Origin of the sequence: Streptomyces sp. GS7 (assembly GCF_009834125.1) — a bacterium.
In the GTDB taxonomy this organism is placed as follows: domain Bacteria; phylum Actinomycetota; class Actinomycetes; order Streptomycetales; family Streptomycetaceae; genus Streptomyces.
On sequence record NZ_CP047146.1, the window covers coordinates 4426155 to 4444946 of the forward strand.

Here is an 18792-nt window from a genome sequence, read left to right on the forward strand (position 1 = left end):
GCGCTGCTTCGTGCTGGGGTTAGTGTCCGGTTCCTCGTGTTGCGGGTTCGCGCTCGGCGTCGCGGATGGCTCGGGCGGCGTTGATGAGCCCGATGTGGCTGAAGGCTTGGGGGAAGTTGCCGAGGGCCTCTCCTGTGCTGGAGTCGGTCTCCTCGGCCAGCAGGCCGACATCGTTGGCGTGCGCGACGGCGGTTTGGAGCACTTGCCGTGCGCGGGTGGTGTGGCCGGTCAGGGCGAGGGCGTGGGCGAGCCAGAAGGTGCACAGCAGGAAGGTTCCCTCCTCTTCCTCGATCTCGTCGCCGCGGTAGCGGCGGACCAGGCCGCCCGGGTCGGTGAGGTGAGTGGCGATCGCCAGCACGGTGGACTGGACGCGGGGGTCGTGCGGGGGCAGGAAGCCGACGATGGGGAGCATGAGTGAGGAGGCATCCAGGTCGTCGCTTTCGAATGCCTGGGTGAAGGCGCTCAGCCGGGGGTTCCATCCTCGTTGTTCGATGGCTTGGCGGATCCGGTCACGCTCGCTGCGCCAGTGGGGTACGTGTGCGTCGGCCCGAAGGGCGGGGGCCATGGCGATCGCGCGGTCCAGGGCTACCCAGCACATCAGTTTCGAGTGCAGGAAGTGCCTGCTCGGCCCGCGTCTCTCCCAGATGCCCTGGTCGGGTTCGGTCCAGCGGCTCGCGGCCGTCTCGGCCGCTTGGAGCAGGAAGTCCCGGGTGGGCGGGTCGAGGCTCCCGCCGGGCGGGAGGGTCTGGTGGGCCGCGTCGAGGAGTTCGCCGTAGACGTCGAGTTGGCGTTGGCGCCATGCGTCGTTGCCGGTGCGCACGGGGGTGCTGTTGCGCCAGCCGGCCAGGTGAGGCAGGACTCGCTCGCTCAGGTCGCGTTCGCCGCCGATGCCGTACATGATCTGCAGGTCTACGCCCCGTTGGAGCTGGGTTGCCGCCGCCCGGGCGAGGAAGTCGAAGAACTTGTCCTTCTCCTTCTCGCAGGCGGCGGTGGCCAGTGCCTGCAGGGTGAAGCTGGCGTCGCGGACCCAGGTGTAGCGGTAGTCCCAGTTGCGTGTCCCGCCCGGGCGTTCGGGCAAGGAGGTGGTGGCCGCGGCGATGATGGCTCCTGTAGGAGCGAAGGTCAGGGCGCGGAGCACGCGTCCGCTGTGGCTCACCTCGTCCTGCCAGGGCCCGACGTAGCCGCGGTGGAGCCGGGACCACGAACGCCAGCCCTCGGCGGTGTCGTTGAGACGTCGGCGGATGCGTCGCGGCCCCCAGGGCGCGGGCTCGCTTCCCCAGGCAGGCCCGATGTGCAGGGCGAATCCGAGGCGGTCCGGTGCCCGCAGCGTGATCCGGCCGTGCGCGGTGGAACCGCTCACCGCAAGGTCGACGGGGCTCGACAGCAGTAGTACGTGGGCGCCCCCGTAGGCGGCGAGCCCGCCCCGGACGGGTGCCAGGAGCGGGTGGACGAGTCCGAACTCCGGGCGCGGCGCATAGGCGATCTCGACGGGCACCTGTCCTTCGGTGCAGGTGATCTGCCGTAGGAGGGTTCCGGGGGAGGCCGTGCCGAGTGCGTGTCCGCGTTCACGCCGTCCCAGGGCGAGCGCGTCGCGCAGGACGGCTGTTCCTCCGGTCGTGCGGAAGGTCGTCTCCAGTACAAGGGTCTGCTCGGTGTAGCGGCGGCTGACGTCGGCGGGTCCGGCGGGGCGGATGGACCAGTGGCCGGCGTTCTCGTCGAGGAGGCGGGCGAAGATCGCCGGGCTGTCGAAGCGGGGAAGGCACAGCCAGTCCACCGAGCCGTCGGAGGTGACCAAGGCTGCCGAGCGGCAGTCGGACAGCAGGGCGTGGTCACCGATCGGTCGCGTGCTCACCGGCCACGGCCCATCCAGTTCCGGCCTGGCGACGCGGCCGGGCCTGGACGACCGGGGTAGGCGCCCTCGACGCGGGTCGCTGCGGGAACCGGTGGGTCGTCCATCACAGCCTCCCTGCGCGTCGGGTTCACCTCACTCAAGCAGCACGGTCTGCGGAGCGCATGTCCCGCCGCCGGCGGTTGCCCTGGCAGGGTGGCGCGGCCCGGCCCTGCCACCGGCTCGCCTCGTCACCGCCACGCGGTTGGTGTCCTCGTCACGGCATCGCTCTGCCCGCGTCGGGCGCGCCCGCCCGGGGATGAGCCCGGGTGGCCGAGGGCGAGGAAGCTGCGGGGGCCGCTCTTCCACTGGTCGGTGACGCTGAGGCCGAGGTCGACGGTGATGCGGCGGAGCGCCGGCGCTCCCAGCCGCGCCCAAGGGAATGGCGGGCCGCGGTGGCCGTGGGTGTCTTCGAACCAGGCCGTGCAGCGTTCCTCTACGTCGTTGTCATCGACCTCGACGAGCAGGACACCCATCGGGGAGATGAGGTGGGCGCAGCGGCGTACCAGGGCATGCGGGTCGCCGCCGATGCCGATGTTCCCGTCGGCGAGCAGGAGGGTCTGCCAGTCTCCCTCGCCGGGAAGCGGGTCGAAGACCGACCGGCACTGTGCGGTCCCGCCGAGGGCGATGGTCCGGGCGACCGCGTGGGGTGCGACGTCGATACCGAAGGCGAAGACGCCTTGGCGCAGGAGTGCCCTGCACAGTCGGCCCGGTCCGCAGCCGACGTCGAGCACGGGGCCGACACAGCGCTCCATCAGGGTCCGGTCGGCCCTGGTGGGCTGCGCGCACCAGCGGTGCACCGGCAGCCGGGTCCGGCGCCCGTCCGCCAACCGCAGATAGACCGGCGCGCGATCGCTTTGCAGGGCCAGTGCGTAGGGGTCCTCGTGTCTGGAGGCCGGCGGGTTCTCCTCGGTCGTCACGGCTTGGCGCCGTGGCCGGGTGGGGGCCGTTCCTCGTCGGCGCGGGCGGCTCGCCGGATGCGGCCCAGTTTGACGGCGAGGGCCAGCGCGGACGCGCCGAACAGCACACCTGTGATCGCCAACCATCGGCCGAGGTAGACGCCCTCGGGCAACCGGGCGGCGCCTTGGTAGGGGACCGCCAGATCGAGGATGAGGGGGAACCACACGAGCAGCAGCACACCGGAAAAGAACGTGGGTACGCGCAGGTAGTTGATCCACAGCACCTGCGGTACGCGAGCAGGGCGGTGCCGCAGTACGGAGTGGGCCGTCAGGTCGGCGAGCGAGTACAGCGGCAGCAGGATCAGGTCGTGGAGGATCGCCGCGCCCACGAACCAGATCGCCACCCCGAGCGGCCCCACAGCGAACAGACGCACCAGGGCGTAGCCGGTGAGGGCGAAAGAGCAGATCAGGACGAGAAGGTGCAGGGGCCCGGAGCCGTACCAGCGGACGAAGCGTGCCATGGTCACGTCCTGAAGGTGAGCCGGTGCACCCACTTGGTGTTGTTCACACCCGGGTTGGCCGGGACGATGACGCGGGCCGGATAGCCGTGGTCGAGGGAGAGGGGCGCCCCGTTGACGCGCAGCGCGAGCAGGGCTCGGGGGTCGTGGATCTGGTTGCCCCGCAGCACCACCTTGATGAACGAGCCGGCGGGCTGGAGGGATTCGACCAGGACGCTTCCGGCGTCGGGCATGCCGGCCAGGGCGGCGAGGTCGGCCAGCCGCAGGCCGCTCCAGTGCTGGTCATCGGTGGACCACCCCTCCACGCAGGCGATCGGCAGTGCGGCGGCGTGCTGGGGCATCGTCAGAAGCTGCTCGCGGGTGAAGACCCGTGCCGGTCCGTGGCCGCGGATCTCCAGCCGCCAGGAGGGGCCAACGGCTGCGGGGGTGACACCGACGGCCGCCGCCGTCTTGTTGACCTGGAAGCTGTTCGGGCCGCTGCCCGGGTCACGGTTGTGCGGTGCGAGGAGCGCGGTGCCGCGCAGCCAGCCGCCGATGCTCTGTCCGGCCGTCACGACGAGGAGAAGCAGCGACCCCGCACCCACCATGCCCACCGCGCCGCGGCGGGTCATCGTCGCCGGGGCGGGCGCGGCCGCCACGAAGCCGTCGCGGTCCGGGGGCTCCGGCCGGGTGTGGGCCAGGTCGGTGCGCAGTTCGGCACTCAGGCTGCGAGAGCGCAGGGCACTCGTCATCCGGCCGAGTTTGAGGCATACGTGAACGACGAAGGCGGCGATGAACACCCAGGCGCCATAGAAGTGCAGACGATAGAACGAGCCAGGAAAGACGTAGTAGAGCTGGATGTTGAGGATGCCGGTGACGAACTCGAAGATGACCCCGCCGACCAGCATCAGCAAAGACAGCCGCTCCAGCCCGTGGGCGACGGAGCGCACTGGCAGCCACTCGAACAGCTTGGGGATCACCGACCACAACTTGGCCAGCAGCACCGGCACAAGGACCACACCCAGCGTGACGTGGACACCCTGGGTCAGCCGGTACAGCCAGTAGGGGTGCGTGGGCCAGGAGAAGAGGTAGAAACCCAGCACGCCCTTGTCGGGGGTCTTGTCGTTGAGGGGGCTCAGTCCCGGGTTGTAGGAGGCGTAGGACAGAAGTCCGGTCACGAACAACAGCGGGATGCCGATCAGCAGCATCAGGCCGAACACCGACGTCAGCCAGGGACCGCGGAGGGGACTGCGCCAGAACTCGGGGCGGAAGGGCCCCGGCGGCGGGGGCGTCTGTCTGATCCGCCGCGCGACGGCCCGGCCATGAGCGGCGGCCGTTGCGGCACGGGCCGCCGCAGCAGCGCCGATCCGCCCCATACGCCGCCGCGCGTGCCCCTCATCCTGCTCGGGGCGCTCCGGTCCCCCGGAGAAGCCGGAAGCTGACGGCCGTCCGCCACTGTCCATCAACCGTCTCCTCCCTCTCAGGCGCACTCCCCAAGAGGAGTGATCAGCCGCACAGCAACTGCCCATGCAGATCCGGTGGAACAACCAAAAAATGTCACTGCCGCAGTCGATTACACGCGCCTATCGTGATCACGGCCCACGCTCACACTCCTGTGGGCGCACACCACCAGCCGAACGGTGCAACCTGACCGTCTCCCCAGGCGCGATAAGCGGTACGCACTGTTCGCGATTTCGTACTCCGTCACCGTCCGCAGAGGGTGCCCTACTTGCTTGTGGACGTCGACGGCGCGATGTCAATGAGATGTGCCCTTCTCACCCGAGCGTCACGAAGTGTGGTCCCTTTCGCGCGTATCTCCTCCGCCCCTCGGCACGGGCCTGTGCTGCGCACCTCGCAACGCCCTGCTGTTCGATGGCATCGCGAACGAGCAGCGCGGCACGGTGTTCGGGCTCCACTGGGCCACCGACACCTGACTGACCCCGGCGGCCCGTCCGATGGCTACTTCGCCGGCGCCGGTCCCGTTTCCTGGTGTCCCGGCACGCTTGTGGCGTTGTCGATGTTCTCCTCGACCCAGGTCCGCAGGAGCCCCAGCGGCACGGCTGCGCTGTGGCCGAGCGCTGTCAGGGAGTACTCCACGTGCAGGGGGACGGCGGGATAGACGGTGCGGTCGACGAGCCCGGCGTCTTCCAGGCGTCGCAGGGTCTGGGTGAGCACCTTGGGACTTACCCCTTGCAGGAGGCGTTGCAGAGCGCCAAAACGCTGTGGGCCGTCTTCCAGGGCTCCGATGGCCAGGGCTGACCACTTGTTGGCCAGCAGGTCCAGCATGGAGCGGCAGGGGCACTGGGCCGCGTAGACGTCGTGGTGGGCGTGCTGCCCGGTGTGGCAGTCGGTGGTCACGTGGGAACGCTCCTCAACAGCATGCTTCCCATTGGGAAGTAGGTTCCCTTGATGGTAACTACCTCCCTGGGGCTACGGTCAATTCCACTGAACCGGGGGCCGATAAGTGGCCTTCCGGCGTATTTGGCTCATGCTCAAGGGAGTTGACTCATGTCCTCGATGCGCGCGGTGGTGCAGCATGCCTTCGGCGGCCCGGACGTCCTGCGGGTGGAGGAGGTGCCCCGGCCCGTGCCGCTTCCGACCGAGGTCCTGGTGCGGGTGCACGCCGCCGGGATCAACCCGGTCGACTGGAAGACCCGGGGCGGCGGCGCCATGGCCGGGGTGCTCGGCGAGCCGCCGTTTACTCTGGGATGGGACGTCTCCGGCGTCGTGGAGGAGGTCGGCTTCGGCGTGACCACCCTCAAGGCAGGCGACGAGGTCTACGGGATGCCGTGGTTCCCCCGCGCGGCCGGCGGCTACGCCGAGTACGTCACCGCCCCCACCCGCCAGTTCGCCCGCAAGCCGGCGAGCATCAGTCACGAGCAGGCCGCTGCCGTACCGCTGGCAGCGCTCACCGCCTGGCAGGCCCTGGTGGACACCGCTGACGTTCGGCCGGGCCAGCGCGTGCTGATCCACGCCGCCGCCGGAGGCGTCGGACACTTCGCCGTCCAGTTCGCCAAGCACTTGGGCGCCCATGTCACCGGCACCGCCAGCAGCCCCCGCCACGACCGGCTCACCGCACTGGGCGCCGATGAACTCGTCGACTACACCACCGTCCGCTTCGAGAACGCCGTCAAGGACATCGACGTGGTCCTCGACCTCGTCGGCGACGCACACGACAACACCAGCATCCGCTCGCTCGACGTGCTGCGCCCTGGCGGACTGATCGTCGCGATCCCCGCAGGCGTCTCGCCCGAACTCCTCCACGCGGCCCAGTCCCGCGGGCTGCGCACCAGCCCCTTCCTGGTCGAACCCGACAGCCCGGCCCTGACCCGCATCGCCCAACTCGTCGACGCCGGCGAGGTGCGCGTGGAGGTCGAGGAGGTCTATCCGCTGGAGCAGGTCGCCCGGGCCCACAGCCGCGGTGAGAGCGACCGCACCCGCGGCAAGCTCGTGCTGCGCGTCGCCTCCTGACCCGGTTCATCCGCCGCCCACGCCACTTGGCCGCAGCTGGCGACCGGTACACCTCCGGCACGGCTCCCTGACCACCGCACCGACCTGGTCGCAGGACAGACACAGTCAGGGTGCACCACACGCAGCCGCAAAGACCGGCCACCGAGCACCACCGATCCCACGATGTGAGGAAGTTCGCCATGTTCTACGAGCTTCGGCGCTACCAGACCCGGCCCGGGCAGCGGGACGAATGGGTCCGCTACATGGAGGAAGTCGTCATCCCGTTCCAGGCGGCGAAGGGGATGACGGTCACCGCGTCCTTCATCGACGAGGAGGACCCGGACGGTTACCTCTGGATCCGCCGGTTCGACGACGAGGCGCGACGCGAGGAACTGTATGCCGCCGTCTACGAGAGCGACCGCTGGCGAGACGAGATCCGCCCGGTCGTCCAGGAGCTGCTGATCCCGGAGAAGTCCGTGATCACCCGCGCCGTCCCGACAGCACTCTCCGCGCTCCGCTGACACCAGAACCCACCCCGCACCCCACCGCAGATCCGGCACTCATCCCAACAAGCATCCCCCTCACCAGAGAAGGCTCTGATGAATACCGCAACGCAAGCGAAATCCCTGCCCGCACCATCGATCACGCGCTCCGCCGCCACCGCGCTCATCGAAGCGGTGCGCACGGCCGCCGAGGAGATCGGATTCGAGGTGGCCGTCGCGGTCACGGACGCCGGCGGCCACCTGAAGGCGTTCGAGCGCGCCGACCACGCACCGTTCCTGGCTGCCGAGGTGGCCGTCGACAAGGCGTGGACGGCAGCCTCCTACGGCATCGCCACCCACGTCTGGAACTCCTACATGGCCAACCCCCAGGTAGCCCCTCTCGCCCACCACCCCAGGCTGATGGCCGTCGGCGGCGGCTACCCGGTGATCGAGGACGGCAAGGTCATCGGCGGTCTCGGCATCTCAGGCGGCAGCTACGAGCAGGACCAGCAGGCCGCAGAAACCGCACTCAGCTTGCTGGGATTCGCAATCCCGGCCTGAAACAGTCATCTCGTGCGGCGCGGGGCCGGGCGCCGCTCGACGAGACGATCACGTTCGTCGACGGTCTCTGACGCCATCCCCCTTGGTCGATCAACGACCCGTTTCATGCTGCACCCACTCAGCGGTTCATATGCCATATTGCGCACGTAATCCTGACGAAAGGCATGTCATGAAGATCGCAGTCATCGGTGGAACCGGACTGATCGGGTCGCAGGTCGTCAAGAACCTGAATGCCGCCGGACACGAGGCGGTACCGCACTCGAAGTCCACCGGAGTCGACATCATCAGCGGACAGGGACTGGGCGAGGCGGTGGCGGGAGCCGACGTCGTCGTCAACCTGACGAACTCCCCGACCTTCGACGAAGCCTCCCTTGCCTTCTTCCGGACCTCGATGGACAACCTCCTGGCTGCGGCCCGCAAGGGCGGCGTCGGCCACTTCGTCATCCTCTCGATCGTCGGCACGGACCAGGTGCCGGAACTGGACTACTACCGTGCCAAGGCGCTCCAGGAGAAGATCCTCGCGGCCGGGCCGATCCCCTACTCGATCGTGCGGGCCACGCAGTTCATGGACTTCATGGACGCGGTCCTGTCCTGGACCGCCGACGCCGACACCGTCCGGCTGCCCGCCACGCCCATCCAGCCCATCGCCTCCAAGGACGTGGCCGCCGCGGTCTCGGAGATCGCCGCCGGCGCCCCGCTGAACGGCATCCGCAACATCGCCGGCCCCGAGGTCTTCACCCTGGACGAGCTGGGCCGGATCACCCTGTCCCACAAGGGCGACAACCGCACCGTCGTGACCGACCCCACCGCTGGCATGTTCGCCGTCGTCAAGGGCGACGTCCTCACCGACAAGGACGCCCACCTCGCCGCTACCCGCTACACCGACTGGCTCTCCTGACATCCCCGCCTCCTGCGTGACCTGTCCCAGCCCGGTAGTCCATTCGTTGCGCCCGCCGGATGCGGCGGCCTGAGCCGGACCGGGTCCGGCTGCGGTCCTCCGATCCCCGGTCAGGTTGAGGGCAGGGGACCCGCATGCACCCATTCGGTACCGCCGGGATAGACGGCCCACGGCTCTCGGGGTGGGAAGGGCCCGCGGACGTCGCGACGGTCGACCGCTGGCATGGCGCCGTCTGCGCCGGTGCCGGTGGCCTAGCGGTCCCGGATCGTCAATGAGTGGACAGGTGGGGCAGTGAGGGAGGTACATGATCTTGGATGTCTATGAGGCGGTCACTAGCCGACGAGCGGTGCGCGCGTTCACCGACCGGCCCGTCCCGAGGCAGGTGCTGGAGCGGGCGCTGTCCGCCGCAGCTTGGGCGCCGTCCGGATCGAACCTCCAGCCGTGGCGCGCCTACGTGGTGACCGGTGGGCCGCTGGCCGAGCTCAAGAGGCGCGCCGGCGAGCGCGTGGCCGCAGGCGACCCCTGGGACGAGCGGGAGTACGAGATGTACCCGCCCTCACTGAAGTCTCCGTACCATGAGCGCCGCTCCGCCTTCGGCCATGAGCGCTACAGTGCACTTGGTATTGCGCGCGACGACTGGGAGGCGCGCCAGCGGGCCGCCGCCGCGAACTGGGACTGTTTCGGCGCGCCCGCCGCCCTGTTCTGCTACATCGACCGAGACATGGGCCGACCTCAATGGTCCGACATCGGCATGTACCTGCAGACCATCATGCTGCTGCTACGCGCCGAAGGGCTGCACAGCTGCCCGCAGATGGCGTGGTCGGTGTATCGCAGGACGGTCGCAGAGGTCCTGTCACCCCCGGACGATCTCATCCTCTTCTGCGGCATGTCGATCGGATTCGAGGACGTCACAGCGGGTTACGCCCGTACGGCCCGGGCGCCGCTTGGCGAGACCGTCACGTTCGTCGATGGGTAGATCTGCGACTGCGTGACGATCACTCCCCAGGGAAGGTCTGTACAGCGGGACGAGGGCGCCTTCGAAAACAAGATCGTCTGAGGTGCTATCAGCTACGTTTCGTGAGTGCCGTGGGCCAGACAGAGGACCACCAGCAGATTCTTGGTCTGCTGGTGGTACAGCACTGGTAGCGGCGCTGACGTGCCGATACGGCGACCGTGACGGCCGTCGGCGGGGAGCTGGTCCGTGCATGGTCCGGATCTCGGCGTCGGCTACCTGAATGCCCGGGTGCGTCTGTCGGCGCCGCCCGGGGGGCGGACGTCAGGCGTACCAGCCCCACTGGTTGACCCGGCGGAAGCCGCCACCGGGGCAGTACATGCTGATGCCGCGGCGGTCGCCCAGCCACGGCCCGTTGTTGTAGTTCAGCTGGCGGTCCAAGGACCCCTTCCGGCACAGGATGCTCGCCCCGTACCGCGCAGGCCCGTGGCCGTCGCACCACACATTGGCGGATGTGGACGTCTTCCAGTTGACATGACAGCTGATGCCTCGCGCGGCGGAGGTGAGCGCCGCCGGTGTCGTGCGAACGGATGCGTGGCTCGCGGCGTCCGCCTGGGCGGTGCCTGCCAGACCGGTGAGGAGAAGCAGTCCTGTCGCAGCTGATGTCGCGGTGCGCATGTACGGGCGGGAGATCATGTCGCCTCCTGGCGGTCGCGGGATCGTGGCGCCCTCCGGCGCCGGGCCGGGCGCCAGGCTCTCCCCCGTCGAGTGCCTGGCGCCCGGTCCCGGGTGCGGTGGGGCCGCCTGTCCGCCCCGTGGCGTGGAGTACCCGGCACGGGGTGCGCCGTGCCACCGCGGTGTGCGCGGCGGTGTGTTCGGCGCTCCCATGCTCGCGGTGGCGCCGGGCCGGTGCGATGCTTTCAGCGACAGCTGAAGTGTCAGGTGCCGAGGGGGAGAACGTGTTACGCGTGCACTGCACCGCAGAGGATCTGTTACGAGTGACGTTCGCCGAAGAGCCGGCACCCCTGCTGGAACTCAGCTTGGCGTTCTCGATGTTGCAGCGCCGTGACGCGCACCCGGTCTTCGGCCCCTGGCGCCGGCGGACGGCTCGCGGCATGCCATGCCAGGCAAGGGCCCTGTTGGAACTGGTCTCCCCGCTGGGCGCCGGTCCCTTCTTTCTGGATCCGCCCAGTCCCGCTTTCGACGAGGGGCTGGAGCGGGTGCTGTCGACACCACGGGCCGCAGCCCGCACGGAACTTGACCGGATGTGCGGCATCGACCGCTCGCTCTCGCCGTGGATGCGCAATCTGGCCGCCGGCGAGCGAGATGCCTGGCAGACCCTCGACCAGGCGATCCGCTCAGCCCATGCCAGCGTCCTCGCCGAGAACTGGCCCGACATCCGGGCCGGCTTCCAGAGCGAAATCGCCTGGCGTGCCCGGGTACTGGCCCAGCAGGGCCTGCACGCGACCCTGTCGGGCCTGTGTCCGTCCCTGCGGTGGCGCGGTCTGACCCTGGAAGCCCGATCTCCCCGCGACCAAGAGTTCACCCTGCACGGACAGGGCATCATCCTTCAGCCCTCGCTGCTGTGGGCCGACCACCTGCTGGCCGCGGCGTACCCCGACGGACGTTTTGTGCTGATCTACCCCGCCCTCACCCCGCTGCCCCTGAGGGGTCCGGGGGCGAGTGACGATCCGCTCACCCCGCTCGTTGGCGCGACCCGGGCACGGGCCCTGCGGCTGCTCGTCCGACAACACACCACCACCGACCTCGCCCGCGAACTGTCCGTCACCCCCGCGGCCGCGTCCATGCAAACCAAGACGCTCCGGCAGGCCGGCCTGATCGTTTCCGAACGCGACGGGAAAGCCGTGTGGCACTGGTGCACGCCCCTCGGTCTCGGCCTGCTTGCAGCCAACGGCGGTCCCACCGAGGCCCATGGCCATCGGTCGGCCGCGCGGGGCCGGATTGGTCCACAACCTCCTCCCGTGAGAGGCGGAGCTGCCCCATGACGCCACAGCGGTGCCCACCCGACGCGACAGTGGGGCCGCTGCTGCGCTCATCACCAGCCTGGACAGCCGAAACGGCCTGCCGGCGAAACCGACAGGCCGTCACGGAAGTGCGGGGTTGATCAGCGGGGCCGGGGTTCGAGTCCCTGGTGGCGCGCCCCTTACCCGAGGCGCGTTGCGTGGTTCAGCGCTGGTGGATCTCCAGGCCGGCCCGCACCGCGCTCTCCAGTGCGCCCTCGATCCAGGCTGGTTTGAGGCTGGTGTGCTCCCCGGCGAAGTGCACGCGCCCCTCCACGGTGCGAGTGGCCGGGTGGTGCTCATGCAGTTGGCCCGGGGTGAAGATGACCGCTTCGCCGAGTGCGTAGCGGGCCCGTGCCCAGGACTGGGTGGCGCCCACGCCGGTGAACTCCTTGTGGACCTGGGGCCCGAACATCCGGGCAAGGTTGTCCAGGGCGAAGGCGTAACGCTCCCCGTCGGTCAGCGAATCCCAGCGCATCGCCTCGTCGGACCAGGTGTAGGAGGCCAGGACGACACCGCCGCGGCTCCCCTCGACCACGGACGGGAAATAGGTGAAGCGGTTGGGGGTGTCCGATACGCAGCCCCCGCCGGTGAACCCCTGCTCGCCCTGTTCCCAGAAGCGGTTCTTGAACTCCAGCAGCACCTTGGTGGCCGAGTCGTAGTGGAGTTCGGCGATGGCCCGCCGCTTGGGGTACGAGAGCGCGGGCTCGAATTCGCAGAACCGCACCGCCGAGAACGGCGCGGTGACGAGGGCGTAGTCACCCTCGAAGACCTGTTGGGGCTGGACGGGCGCGCCGTCGCAGGATTCCTCCGTTCCCGACTCCGCCGTGGTCTCGATCCGCACCCCGTCCGCGGTCTGAGTGAGCCTGGTCATCCGCCGGTTGAAGTGGATGACGCCTTTCAGCCGGGCGGCCAGTGCCTCCGTCAGCATCGCCGTGCCGCCCTCCAGCTCCCAGAACCTGGTGGACGGCGTGATGATCGACCGGTCGATCAGCGTGGGAATCAGCGAGTAGTGCAGCCGCGAGGTGACGTTCTCCAGGGTGCCTGCCGCCTGGATGTCCGCCAGGTTCCATCCGGCGCGTTCCACCAGGTACCGGTGCGTGGAGTAGTCGTCGAATTCATGGATGACCTTGGCCCAGGCATCGATCTGGGCCTGGATGGAGCCCTGTTGGGTGACCGTCACCACATCCAGCGCCTTGTCCAGCGCGGCGGACATGGTGCTGGTGGCCGAGGCGCCGAAGGTTCGGTTGATCGTGCCGGGCGATGTGGCGTAGGCGCCGCGGGTGACCCGGGTGCCGTTGACGTGGATGAGGGTGCGCGAAGTGCCTTCCGGCGGACGGAAGGAGGTCGGTTCGCCATTGGTCCAGGTCTGGCCGTTGAACGACTTGTAGACCACCGGCGGTACCTTGCCGCTGGGCCGGGCGCCGGGCGCCACATCGGCGTAGTAGAACAGGCGCCGCTTCAGCCGCAGTTTGTCGGCCAGCGCCAGCACCATGGGGTGGAAGTCCGGCAGCCGCATGGCACCCGCCTCGGCGTGCAGCGACCTGTCGGAGAACACTCCCTTGAAGGTCTTGATGCGGCCGCCGGCCCGATTGCCGTTGGCCTCCACAATGGTGACCCGGTGCCCGGCCTCCTTCAGCAGCAGGGCGGACACCATTCCGGCGATTCCGGCGCCGACGACGAGAATGTGCTTGGGCTTCGCGGACTTGGTGGCCTTGGGAAGTCCGTGGTCGATGAGAATGTTCAGATAGCGCAGCTTGAGGTCTGCACCGTCATCGCCCACCAGCAGCACCTTGCGGGCAAGGTCATGGCTGACGGCATCGGCCGGACCGGCCGTCCTGGGTCCGGCGACGGCGGTGGAACCTGCCCCCGCGGTCAGCGTTCCGCCGCCGAGCGCGGCGGCGGAACCCAGGAATCCACGGCGCCCCATGGGGCGCGGAGAAATAGTCACGCGGCGAAGTTACGAGGGCGGCAACACGGTTGTCAGCGCGATCGAGAACAACGGCAAGAACTCAACTGGCCCACTACCGAGTCGATTTCGCTACTCTGCATCTCGTTCGCTCACCAGTGCCGCATCGCTGCCCGGGCGGCCTTCGCACCTGGATCCGAAGAAGCGAATTGCCCCCTTATTGCGGGCGCCGGAACCGCGTTGACGATTGAGTCGCCAACGGGCGCCGGTAGCCGGAACATTCGGCACCGAGTCCAAACATCGAGATCCGGCCGATAGCTCGACCGGTGGCGGGTACACAGCTGGGCGCGCGGCGCGTCCAGCCGCCGGCGCCGCGGCCAAGGGTGCCCGCGGGGCGGTCGTCGCTGTTGGTGACCGGCGTGGGATGACGTTGGCGCCGGTGGCCGTGCTGCCGTCTGCCACATGAGGCGCTTCTGGTAGGTGCCGGTTCGGGTGAGCGTGGAGACGTCGTCGCCCAGTGGCTCCACGATCCACCTCGGCGGGAATGCTGCCCCGGCTCACCGGACATCGACCAGGCCGGTTTCCGCACCCCGCTCGACGAACGCGTCCTGGCCGACACCGACACCCTGTTCCTCTTCGGGCTGGACCACATGGTCACCGGCCAGGAGGCGGAGCCGGGTGAGGTCGAGGCGCTGCGGGCGTTCCTCGGCAGACCGGACGCCTGCGTGGTTCTCGGTCCCCACCACGGCGTGGGGGGCGTCGGACGAGTTGGCGGTGCGGGACATCGAGTACCACCATCACGGCGATCCCCTGGGTCCCGGCAGCAGCGCTTCGCCGGCTACCTCCGGGGCGTGATGCGCGCGCTCGGCGTCCCGGTGGAGAACCGCTACGGGCTGCGGCCCGCCGTGCGGGAGCAGGACAAGATCGCCCCGTTCGTGGCGTTCAGGGACCTGGATGCCAAGGGATGGCTGGAAAGGGTGACCAACTTCAACTTCCACCTGCACCTGCTGCACTACGCCGTGACGACGGACGAGCCGGACACGGTGCGCGTCCTGGCCAGGCAGCCGATCGACACCTCCAGACCGCATCCGTTCACCGAAGCCGGCAACACGGCGTTCAACATGTTCCTGTGGATGCCTCCCGACGGCGAGCGGGCCGGCGACATCCTGCTCGCGGACTCCACGATCTTCAGCTCCCTGTTCGGCGGCGACGAGAGCCTGCGCAACTTCTGGCGGAACCTCGTCACCAAGTAGCGCCGCAGGCCGGCTCGGAGTGCGGGGCAAGGAGGTGATGTCCGTGAGCGAAACGCCGGTCGCACCACTGGAACTCGACGACATTCAGCGCGGCGTGCTCAGTCCCCGGCCGACCCCTTACGCGGCGACCTGCCTGGCCTTCCGCGTCGATGACCGAGCGCACGGACGGGAGTTGATGCGGCGCGCGAGCGCGGTGGTGACGTCGGTCGCCGACCCGGTCAGCCCGCTGGGGGAGTCGTGGGTGCGCCGCTGGGCACGCCGGACGACCATGTGGTGCTCACGGCGGTCGCCCCCGACGTCGGGCAGTTGGCGGCGGCCATCGACCGGGCCCGTCCCGCCTACGACCAGCTCACCGGGGTGACCGCGACCTGGCGGCAGGACTGTCACGCGCTGCCCACCGAGACCGAGCACTTCGGCTACCGCGACGGCGTCAGCCACCCGGCCGTCGAAGGCAGCGGCATCTCAGGGCCCAACCGGCTGGAAACGCCGTTGCAGGCAGGCGAGTTCGCGCTCGGTTACCGGGACGGGATCGGCGGCCTCCAGATGCCGCAGCCGGAGGCACTGGGACGCAACGGCAGCTACGCGGTCTTCCGCAAACTCCACCAGGACGTCGCCGCGTTCCGCCGCTACCTGCGCCAGGCCGCGACCGGCCCGCAGGACGAGGAACTGCTGGCCGCCAAGATCATGGGCCGCTGGCGCAGCGGAGCTCCGCTCGCCCTCGGCCCGCAGCACGACGACCCCGCCCTCGGCGCGGACCTTGACCGGCGCAACACCTTCCTGTACGCGCGGGAGGACGCGACCGGATTCTTCCCCCCGGTGGTTGCCACATCCGCCGGACCAACCCCCCCCGGGACGCCTCGGTGGCGGGGGCGGTGCGTCTGCACCGCATGATCAGACGCGGCGCCGTCTACGGCCCGCCGCTGTCCGACGGTGTTCTGGAGGACGACGGAGCCGACCGCGGCCTGATGATTGCCTTCGTCGGAGCCCACCTGGGGCGGCAGTTCGAGTTCGTCCAGTCCCAGTGGATCAACGACGGCGTGTTCTTCGGCGCCGGTGATGCCAAGGGCCCGGTCGCCGGATCCCACGACGGCAGCGGTGGCTTCACCGTTCCCCGGCGGCCGGTGCGCCGGCGCCTGCCCCGCTGCCGCAGCTCGTCCTCACCCGCTTCTGGCCTGCGGTAACGGGCGGAATCGCCCGATGCGAAGCCGAGTTGGTCCGCACCTGGTCCGGATCTTGGTATGTGATGCCAGCAGGGAGCTTCCCGCGGTACTACATGGCACAGGTTGCCGGAAGCGTCTTGTGCCGTCCAGGTGATCTAGATCAGGAGCGTTTTCGCAGGTCAGGTCCTTGTGGTCCAGGTGCGTCGACGCTGTTGGTGAGACGCGTGTGATAGCAGGTGAGAGGTGAGGGACCCCCGTCGGCTGGCTCCGGCGGGGGTTTCTGCGTTCGGGGATGGCCCTGGTGCGTGGTGTTCGACGCGGTCTTGCTGTGCTCCGGCTCGCCGTTCTCGACGGCGTAGGGAGGGCGGCGGTGAGGATGCGGGTGCGGTGACCGAAGTGCAGCAGAGGGCGGGGGACGTTACGCAGCAGACGAAGGCCGTGGCCTTCACGGGCTCGGATGTCCCCGAGGCCACGGAGCGCGCTCCGTCGCACCGAGCCTCGGCATAAACGCCGACGTTCAATGACGTGACTGGGATGACAGCCATGCGGTGTCGCAGCTGTCGAATATCAATGGGCACGTCAACGGTTCCGGAGCAGACTGGGAATTTCGTTCGGAAGAGGCTGCTGGACAGGAGCCGGCACCATCGCAGAATCCAGATGCATCTGCAGCCTCACCTGCCGAATTCCTTCCTTGACGCTGCCTTGGGCAGTCCGGTGGCCCGCCGTATCGACCCCCGTTGCCAGTGGTCGGCCCTACGGTTCATTCGTGGCCGACACGGAATGCCCGTGCGCGGTCATGCGGGCGTGGACGCCGGCCATGTGGGACGTGCGTTTTCGCCGCTGGCGAGAAATTCCGTCGCACCCGCTGGGGCACTTAGTACTCGACCATAGATCGTGATCTTCATGTCTGATCCGTGGCTTGTCGACGGTAATGGCTGGCCTGGGCGCGGGCTTGGTGGCGGCGTCGCCAGGCGGACCCATCGAGCCAGTGGGCCACGTCATGCACGGGCTGGGCGATGAGCATCGTGAACAGGCGCTGGATCTCGTTGCAGGTGACCGGGGATCAGCCCTGGAATATCGTTCCAGCTCGGATCACGGCCCGGATGTCGAGCAGAGTCTCCAGATGCTGCAGCGGATTGCCGACTACCGCGATGAGGGCGGCGTCGTAGCCGACGGCGATCCTTCCTTTGCGCTCGGCCAGCCCGCATGCCTGTGCGGCAAGGGAGGTGGCCGAAGCCAAGGCTTCGGTGTTGGTGAGGCCGAGAGAGCCGAAGTGGAGGATCCCGTACGTGAGCACGCCGTGGGGTTTGCGGGGGCTGGCACCGGCGTCGGAGCAGCAGACCAGCCGCGCTCCTTCGCGGTGCATCCGTGCGAAATTCGCACTTCGTTGCTCCACGCGCTCGGCCATGTGTGGTGCGACCATCGAGCCTGTCGGCAGCCATGCTTCGGTGGCGCCGATGAAGATGCCTGCCTCCACCACGGCCCCAACGGTTTCCAGTCGGGCTCGACACCGTCCTCGGTGAAGAAGGAGGCATGCTCGAGGCCGTCGACGCTGGCTGCGACGGCATCAGCCATCCCCTGGCGGCTGAGCATGCGGGTTCACCTATTCGGTCTCTTTCCCGGTGGTCCCAGCAGACCCGAGCGATATCGATGGTGAGTGGTGACCGTGACGGGATCGCCGTGTCCAGCCGACCGAGGAGGGCCTTCATGGCCACGCTCGTGCCTTCACCTGCCCCTGTTCTGGAGCCTGCGGCCAGCGAGCTGGCCCGGGCCACTGACCCGCATCCGCGGATCTACGAACTCGACCCGCCCGAGGGTCGCGACGCGCTGGCGGGCCTGCAGACCGGTGAGGGGGTGGGCAAACCCGCGATCGACGGGCAGTGGGCCGAGGCCGATGCCGGCCGGTACGGCAGGCTCCGGGTGCGCATCGTCCGTCCCGAGGGCGCTACCGGCACGCTGCCGGTCATCATGTACATCCATGGCGCCGGCTCGGTGTTCGGCGACGAGAACACCCACGACCGCCTGGTGCGCGAGCTGGCGGTGCGCGCGAACGCCGCCGTGCTGTTCCCCGTCTACACCCGGGCGCCGGAGGCCAGGTACCCCACCCAGATCGAGCAGAACTACGCGGTCGGCCAGTGGCTCAAGGACCAGGGTCCCGCGATGAAGCTGGACCCCGGCACGGTGGCGGTGTGCGGCGACTCGGTCGGCGGAAACATGTCGACCGTCTTCGCCATGATGAACGCCGAGCGCGGCGGACTGAGCCTCAAGTGCCAGGTGCTGCTGTACCCGGTCACCGACGCGAACTTCGACACACCCTCCTACCAGCAGTTCTCCGAGGGCTATTACCTCACTCTCGAAGGCATGAAGTGGTTCTGGGACCAGTACACCGCCGACCCCGCTCAGCGCGCCGACCCCCACGCCTCACCGCTGCGCGCCTCACTGGACCAGCTCAGGAGCATGCCCCCGACCCTGGTCATCACCGACGAGGCCGACGTGCTGCGCGACGAGGGCGAGGCGTACGCGGCCAGGCTGCGCGAGGCGGGGATCCCGGTCACGGCGGTGCGTGTGCTGGGCGTGGTCCACGACTTCATGATGCTGGACAGCCTGCGCGACACCGCCGCCAACAACGTCGCGCTCAAGCTGGCCGGTGACACCCTGCGCGACGCGTTGCACGGGTGGTCAGCTGCCACGATCCGATGGTGATCGGACGAACGGCGACCCGGGTCCGGCTTCGTGAGAGCCGGGCCCGGTCTCGCTGATCGCGGCAGCAGGTCGCCTTGTCGGTCACCTGAGCACCACTGAGCTATTTCCATCCTGGAGTC

At 69.1% G+C, this 18792-nt stretch carries 19 protein-coding genes and 1 pseudogene; 10 read left to right on the top strand and 10 right to left on the bottom strand.

Annotated elements, in window-relative coordinates; translation table 11 throughout:
• Positions 1-19: 19 nt before the first annotated feature.
• The 5 genes from GR130_RS19620 to GR130_RS19640 form a co-directional block, all read right to left on the bottom strand.
• Positions 20-1852: a glycoside hydrolase family 15 protein gene (locus GR130_RS19620; protein WP_159505931.1), complete on the bottom strand. Its 1833-nt coding sequence runs from the start codon at positions 1850-1852 to the stop codon at positions 20-22.
• A 227-nt stretch (positions 1853-2079) separates the two neighbouring features.
• On the bottom strand, positions 2080-2808 hold the full coding sequence (locus GR130_RS19625; RefSeq protein WP_201304935.1) for a class I SAM-dependent methyltransferase: 729 nt from the start codon (positions 2806-2808) through the stop codon (positions 2080-2082).
• Positions 2805-3308, bottom strand: coding sequence for a hypothetical protein (locus tag GR130_RS19630; RefSeq protein ID WP_159505932.1), 504 nt, complete (start codon positions 3306-3308; stop codon positions 2805-2807). The genes GR130_RS19625 and GR130_RS19630 overlap by 4 nt, the downstream gene beginning before the upstream one ends.
• A 2-nt stretch (positions 3309-3310) precedes the next feature.
• On the bottom strand, positions 3311-4747 hold the full coding sequence (locus GR130_RS19635; protein ID WP_236573224.1) for a molybdopterin-dependent oxidoreductase: 1437 nt from the start codon (positions 4745-4747) through the stop codon (positions 3311-3313).
• Positions 4748-5243: 496 nt separating this feature from the next.
• The gene (locus GR130_RS19640) at positions 5244-5642 is read right to left on the bottom strand and encodes a winged helix-turn-helix transcriptional regulator (protein WP_159505933.1); all 399 of its coding nucleotides are present in this window, start codon (positions 5640-5642) and stop codon (positions 5244-5246) included.
• A gap of 159 nt (positions 5643-5801) precedes the next feature.
• On the opposite strand from GR130_RS19640, the gene GR130_RS19645 reads away from it, so the two are divergent.
• The 5 genes from GR130_RS19645 to GR130_RS19665 all read left to right on the top strand — a co-directional run bounded on the left by GR130_RS19645 (position 5802) and on the right by GR130_RS19665 (position 9651).
• Positions 5802-6755: an NADP-dependent oxidoreductase gene (locus GR130_RS19645; RefSeq protein WP_443043768.1), complete on the top strand. Its 954-nt coding sequence runs from the start codon at positions 5802-5804 to the stop codon at positions 6753-6755.
• Positions 6756-6934: 179 nt separating this feature from the next.
• The gene (locus GR130_RS19650) at positions 6935-7255 is read left to right on the top strand and encodes an NIPSNAP family protein (protein ID WP_159505935.1); all 321 of its coding nucleotides are present in this window, start codon (positions 6935-6937) and stop codon (positions 7253-7255) included.
• A 78-nt stretch (positions 7256-7333) separates the two neighbouring features.
• Positions 7334-7777, top strand: a complete 444-nt coding sequence (locus GR130_RS19655) for a GlcG/HbpS family heme-binding protein (RefSeq protein WP_159505936.1) — start codon at positions 7334-7336, stop codon at positions 7775-7777.
• A gap of 169 nt (positions 7778-7946) precedes the next feature.
• Positions 7947-8675: an SDR family oxidoreductase gene (locus GR130_RS19660; RefSeq protein ID WP_159505937.1), complete on the top strand. Its 729-nt coding sequence runs from the start codon at positions 7947-7949 to the stop codon at positions 8673-8675.
• A gap of 310 nt (positions 8676-8985) precedes the next feature.
• Positions 8986-9651 (top strand): nitroreductase, encoded by a 666-nt coding sequence (locus GR130_RS19665; RefSeq protein WP_159510094.1) that lies wholly within the window; start codon positions 8986-8988, stop codon positions 9649-9651.
• 300 nt (positions 9652-9951) lie between these two features.
• Here the strand turns inward: GR130_RS19665 and GR130_RS19670 are convergent, their stop codons facing one another.
• Positions 9952-10323, bottom strand: a complete 372-nt coding sequence (locus tag GR130_RS19670; protein ID WP_159505938.1) for a hypothetical protein — start codon at positions 10321-10323, stop codon at positions 9952-9954.
• Between the two features lie 302 nt (positions 10324-10625).
• On the opposite strand from GR130_RS19670, the gene GR130_RS19675 reads away from it, so the two are divergent.
• Positions 10626-11633, top strand: a complete 1008-nt coding sequence (locus GR130_RS19675; RefSeq protein ID WP_159505939.1) for an ArsR/SmtB family transcription factor — start codon at positions 10626-10628, stop codon at positions 11631-11633.
• Between the two features lie 181 nt (positions 11634-11814).
• Here GR130_RS19675 and GR130_RS19680 read toward each other — a convergent pair whose 3' ends face one another.
• Complete coding sequence (locus tag GR130_RS19680; protein WP_236573226.1) at positions 11815-13599, bottom strand: flavin monoamine oxidase family protein; 1785 nt, start codon at positions 13597-13599, stop codon at positions 11815-11817.
• Positions 13600-14114: 515 nt separating this feature from the next.
• Complete coding sequence (locus tag GR130_RS39865; protein ID WP_201304936.1) at positions 14115-14342, bottom strand: hypothetical protein; 228 nt, start codon at positions 14340-14342, stop codon at positions 14115-14117.
• Positions 14343-14408: 66 nt separating this feature from the next.
• Here GR130_RS39865 and GR130_RS39870 point away from each other — a divergent pair, with 66 nt between their 5' ends.
• The 3 genes from GR130_RS39870 to GR130_RS39880 all read left to right on the top strand — a co-directional run bounded on the left by GR130_RS39870 (position 14409) and on the right by GR130_RS39880 (position 15991).
• Entirely contained in the window at positions 14409-14810 is a 402-nt protein-coding gene (locus GR130_RS39870) for a hypothetical protein (RefSeq protein ID WP_201304937.1), read from the top strand.
• Positions 14811-15047: 237 nt separating this feature from the next.
• On the top strand, positions 15048-15701 hold the full coding sequence (locus tag GR130_RS39875; RefSeq protein ID WP_201304938.1) for a hypothetical protein: 654 nt from the start codon (positions 15048-15050) through the stop codon (positions 15699-15701).
• On the top strand, positions 15698-15991 hold the full coding sequence (locus tag GR130_RS39880) for a hypothetical protein (RefSeq protein ID WP_201304939.1): 294 nt from the start codon (positions 15698-15700) through the stop codon (positions 15989-15991). Before GR130_RS39875 ends, GR130_RS39880 begins: the two co-directional genes overlap by 4 nt.
• Before the next feature lie 880 nt (positions 15992-16871).
• Here the strand turns inward: GR130_RS39880 and GR130_RS40700 are convergent.
• Together GR130_RS40700 and GR130_RS19695 are read right to left on the bottom strand one after the other, a co-directional pair.
• A pseudogene (locus GR130_RS40700) lies at positions 16872-17030 on the bottom strand (IS701 family transposase); the annotation flags it as partial.
• 3 nt (positions 17031-17033) lie between these two features.
• On the bottom strand, positions 17034-17450 hold the full coding sequence (locus GR130_RS19695; protein ID WP_201304940.1) for an amidohydrolase family protein: 417 nt from the start codon (positions 17448-17450) through the stop codon (positions 17034-17036).
• Positions 17451-17677: 227 nt separating this feature from the next.
• Between GR130_RS19695 and GR130_RS19700 the strand changes: the two genes are divergently transcribed.
• Positions 17678-18673: an alpha/beta hydrolase gene (locus GR130_RS19700; protein WP_159505940.1), complete on the top strand. Its 996-nt coding sequence runs from the start codon at positions 17678-17680 to the stop codon at positions 18671-18673.
• Positions 18674-18792: the final 119 nt, after the last annotated feature.

Bases quoted from the DNA above. Each gene is read 5' to 3' on its own strand.
- GR130_RS19630 (WP_159505932.1), bottom strand. From the start codon at position 3,308: ATGGCACGCTTCGTCCGCTGGTACGGCTCCGGGCCCCTGCACCTTCTC.
- GR130_RS19635 (WP_236573224.1), bottom strand. From the start codon at position 4,747: ATGGACAGTGGCGGACGGCCGTCAGCTTCCGGCTTCTCCGGGGGACCG.
- GR130_RS19645 (WP_443043768.1), top strand. From the start codon at position 5,802: ATGCGCGCGGTGGTGCAGCATGCCTTCGGCGGCCCGGACGTCCTGCGG.
- GR130_RS19650 (WP_159505935.1), top strand. From the start codon at position 6,935: ATGTTCTACGAGCTTCGGCGCTACCAGACCCGGCCCGGGCAGCGGGAC.
- GR130_RS19655 (WP_159505936.1), top strand. From the start codon at position 7,334: ATGAATACCGCAACGCAAGCGAAATCCCTGCCCGCACCATCGATCACG.
- GR130_RS19660 (WP_159505937.1), top strand. From the start codon at position 7,947: ATGAAGATCGCAGTCATCGGTGGAACCGGACTGATCGGGTCGCAGGTC.
- GR130_RS19670 (WP_159505938.1), bottom strand. From the start codon at position 10,323: ATGATCTCCCGCCCGTACATGCGCACCGCGACATCAGCTGCGACAGGA.
- GR130_RS39865 (WP_201304936.1), bottom strand. From the start codon at position 14,342: ATGTCCCGCACCGCCAACTCGTCCGACGCCCCCCACGCCGTGGTGGGG.
- GR130_RS39880 (WP_201304939.1), top strand. From the start codon at position 15,698: ATGATCAGACGCGGCGCCGTCTACGGCCCGCCGCTGTCCGACGGTGTT.
- GR130_RS19700 (WP_159505940.1), top strand. From the start codon at position 17,678: ATGGCCACGCTCGTGCCTTCACCTGCCCCTGTTCTGGAGCCTGCGGCC.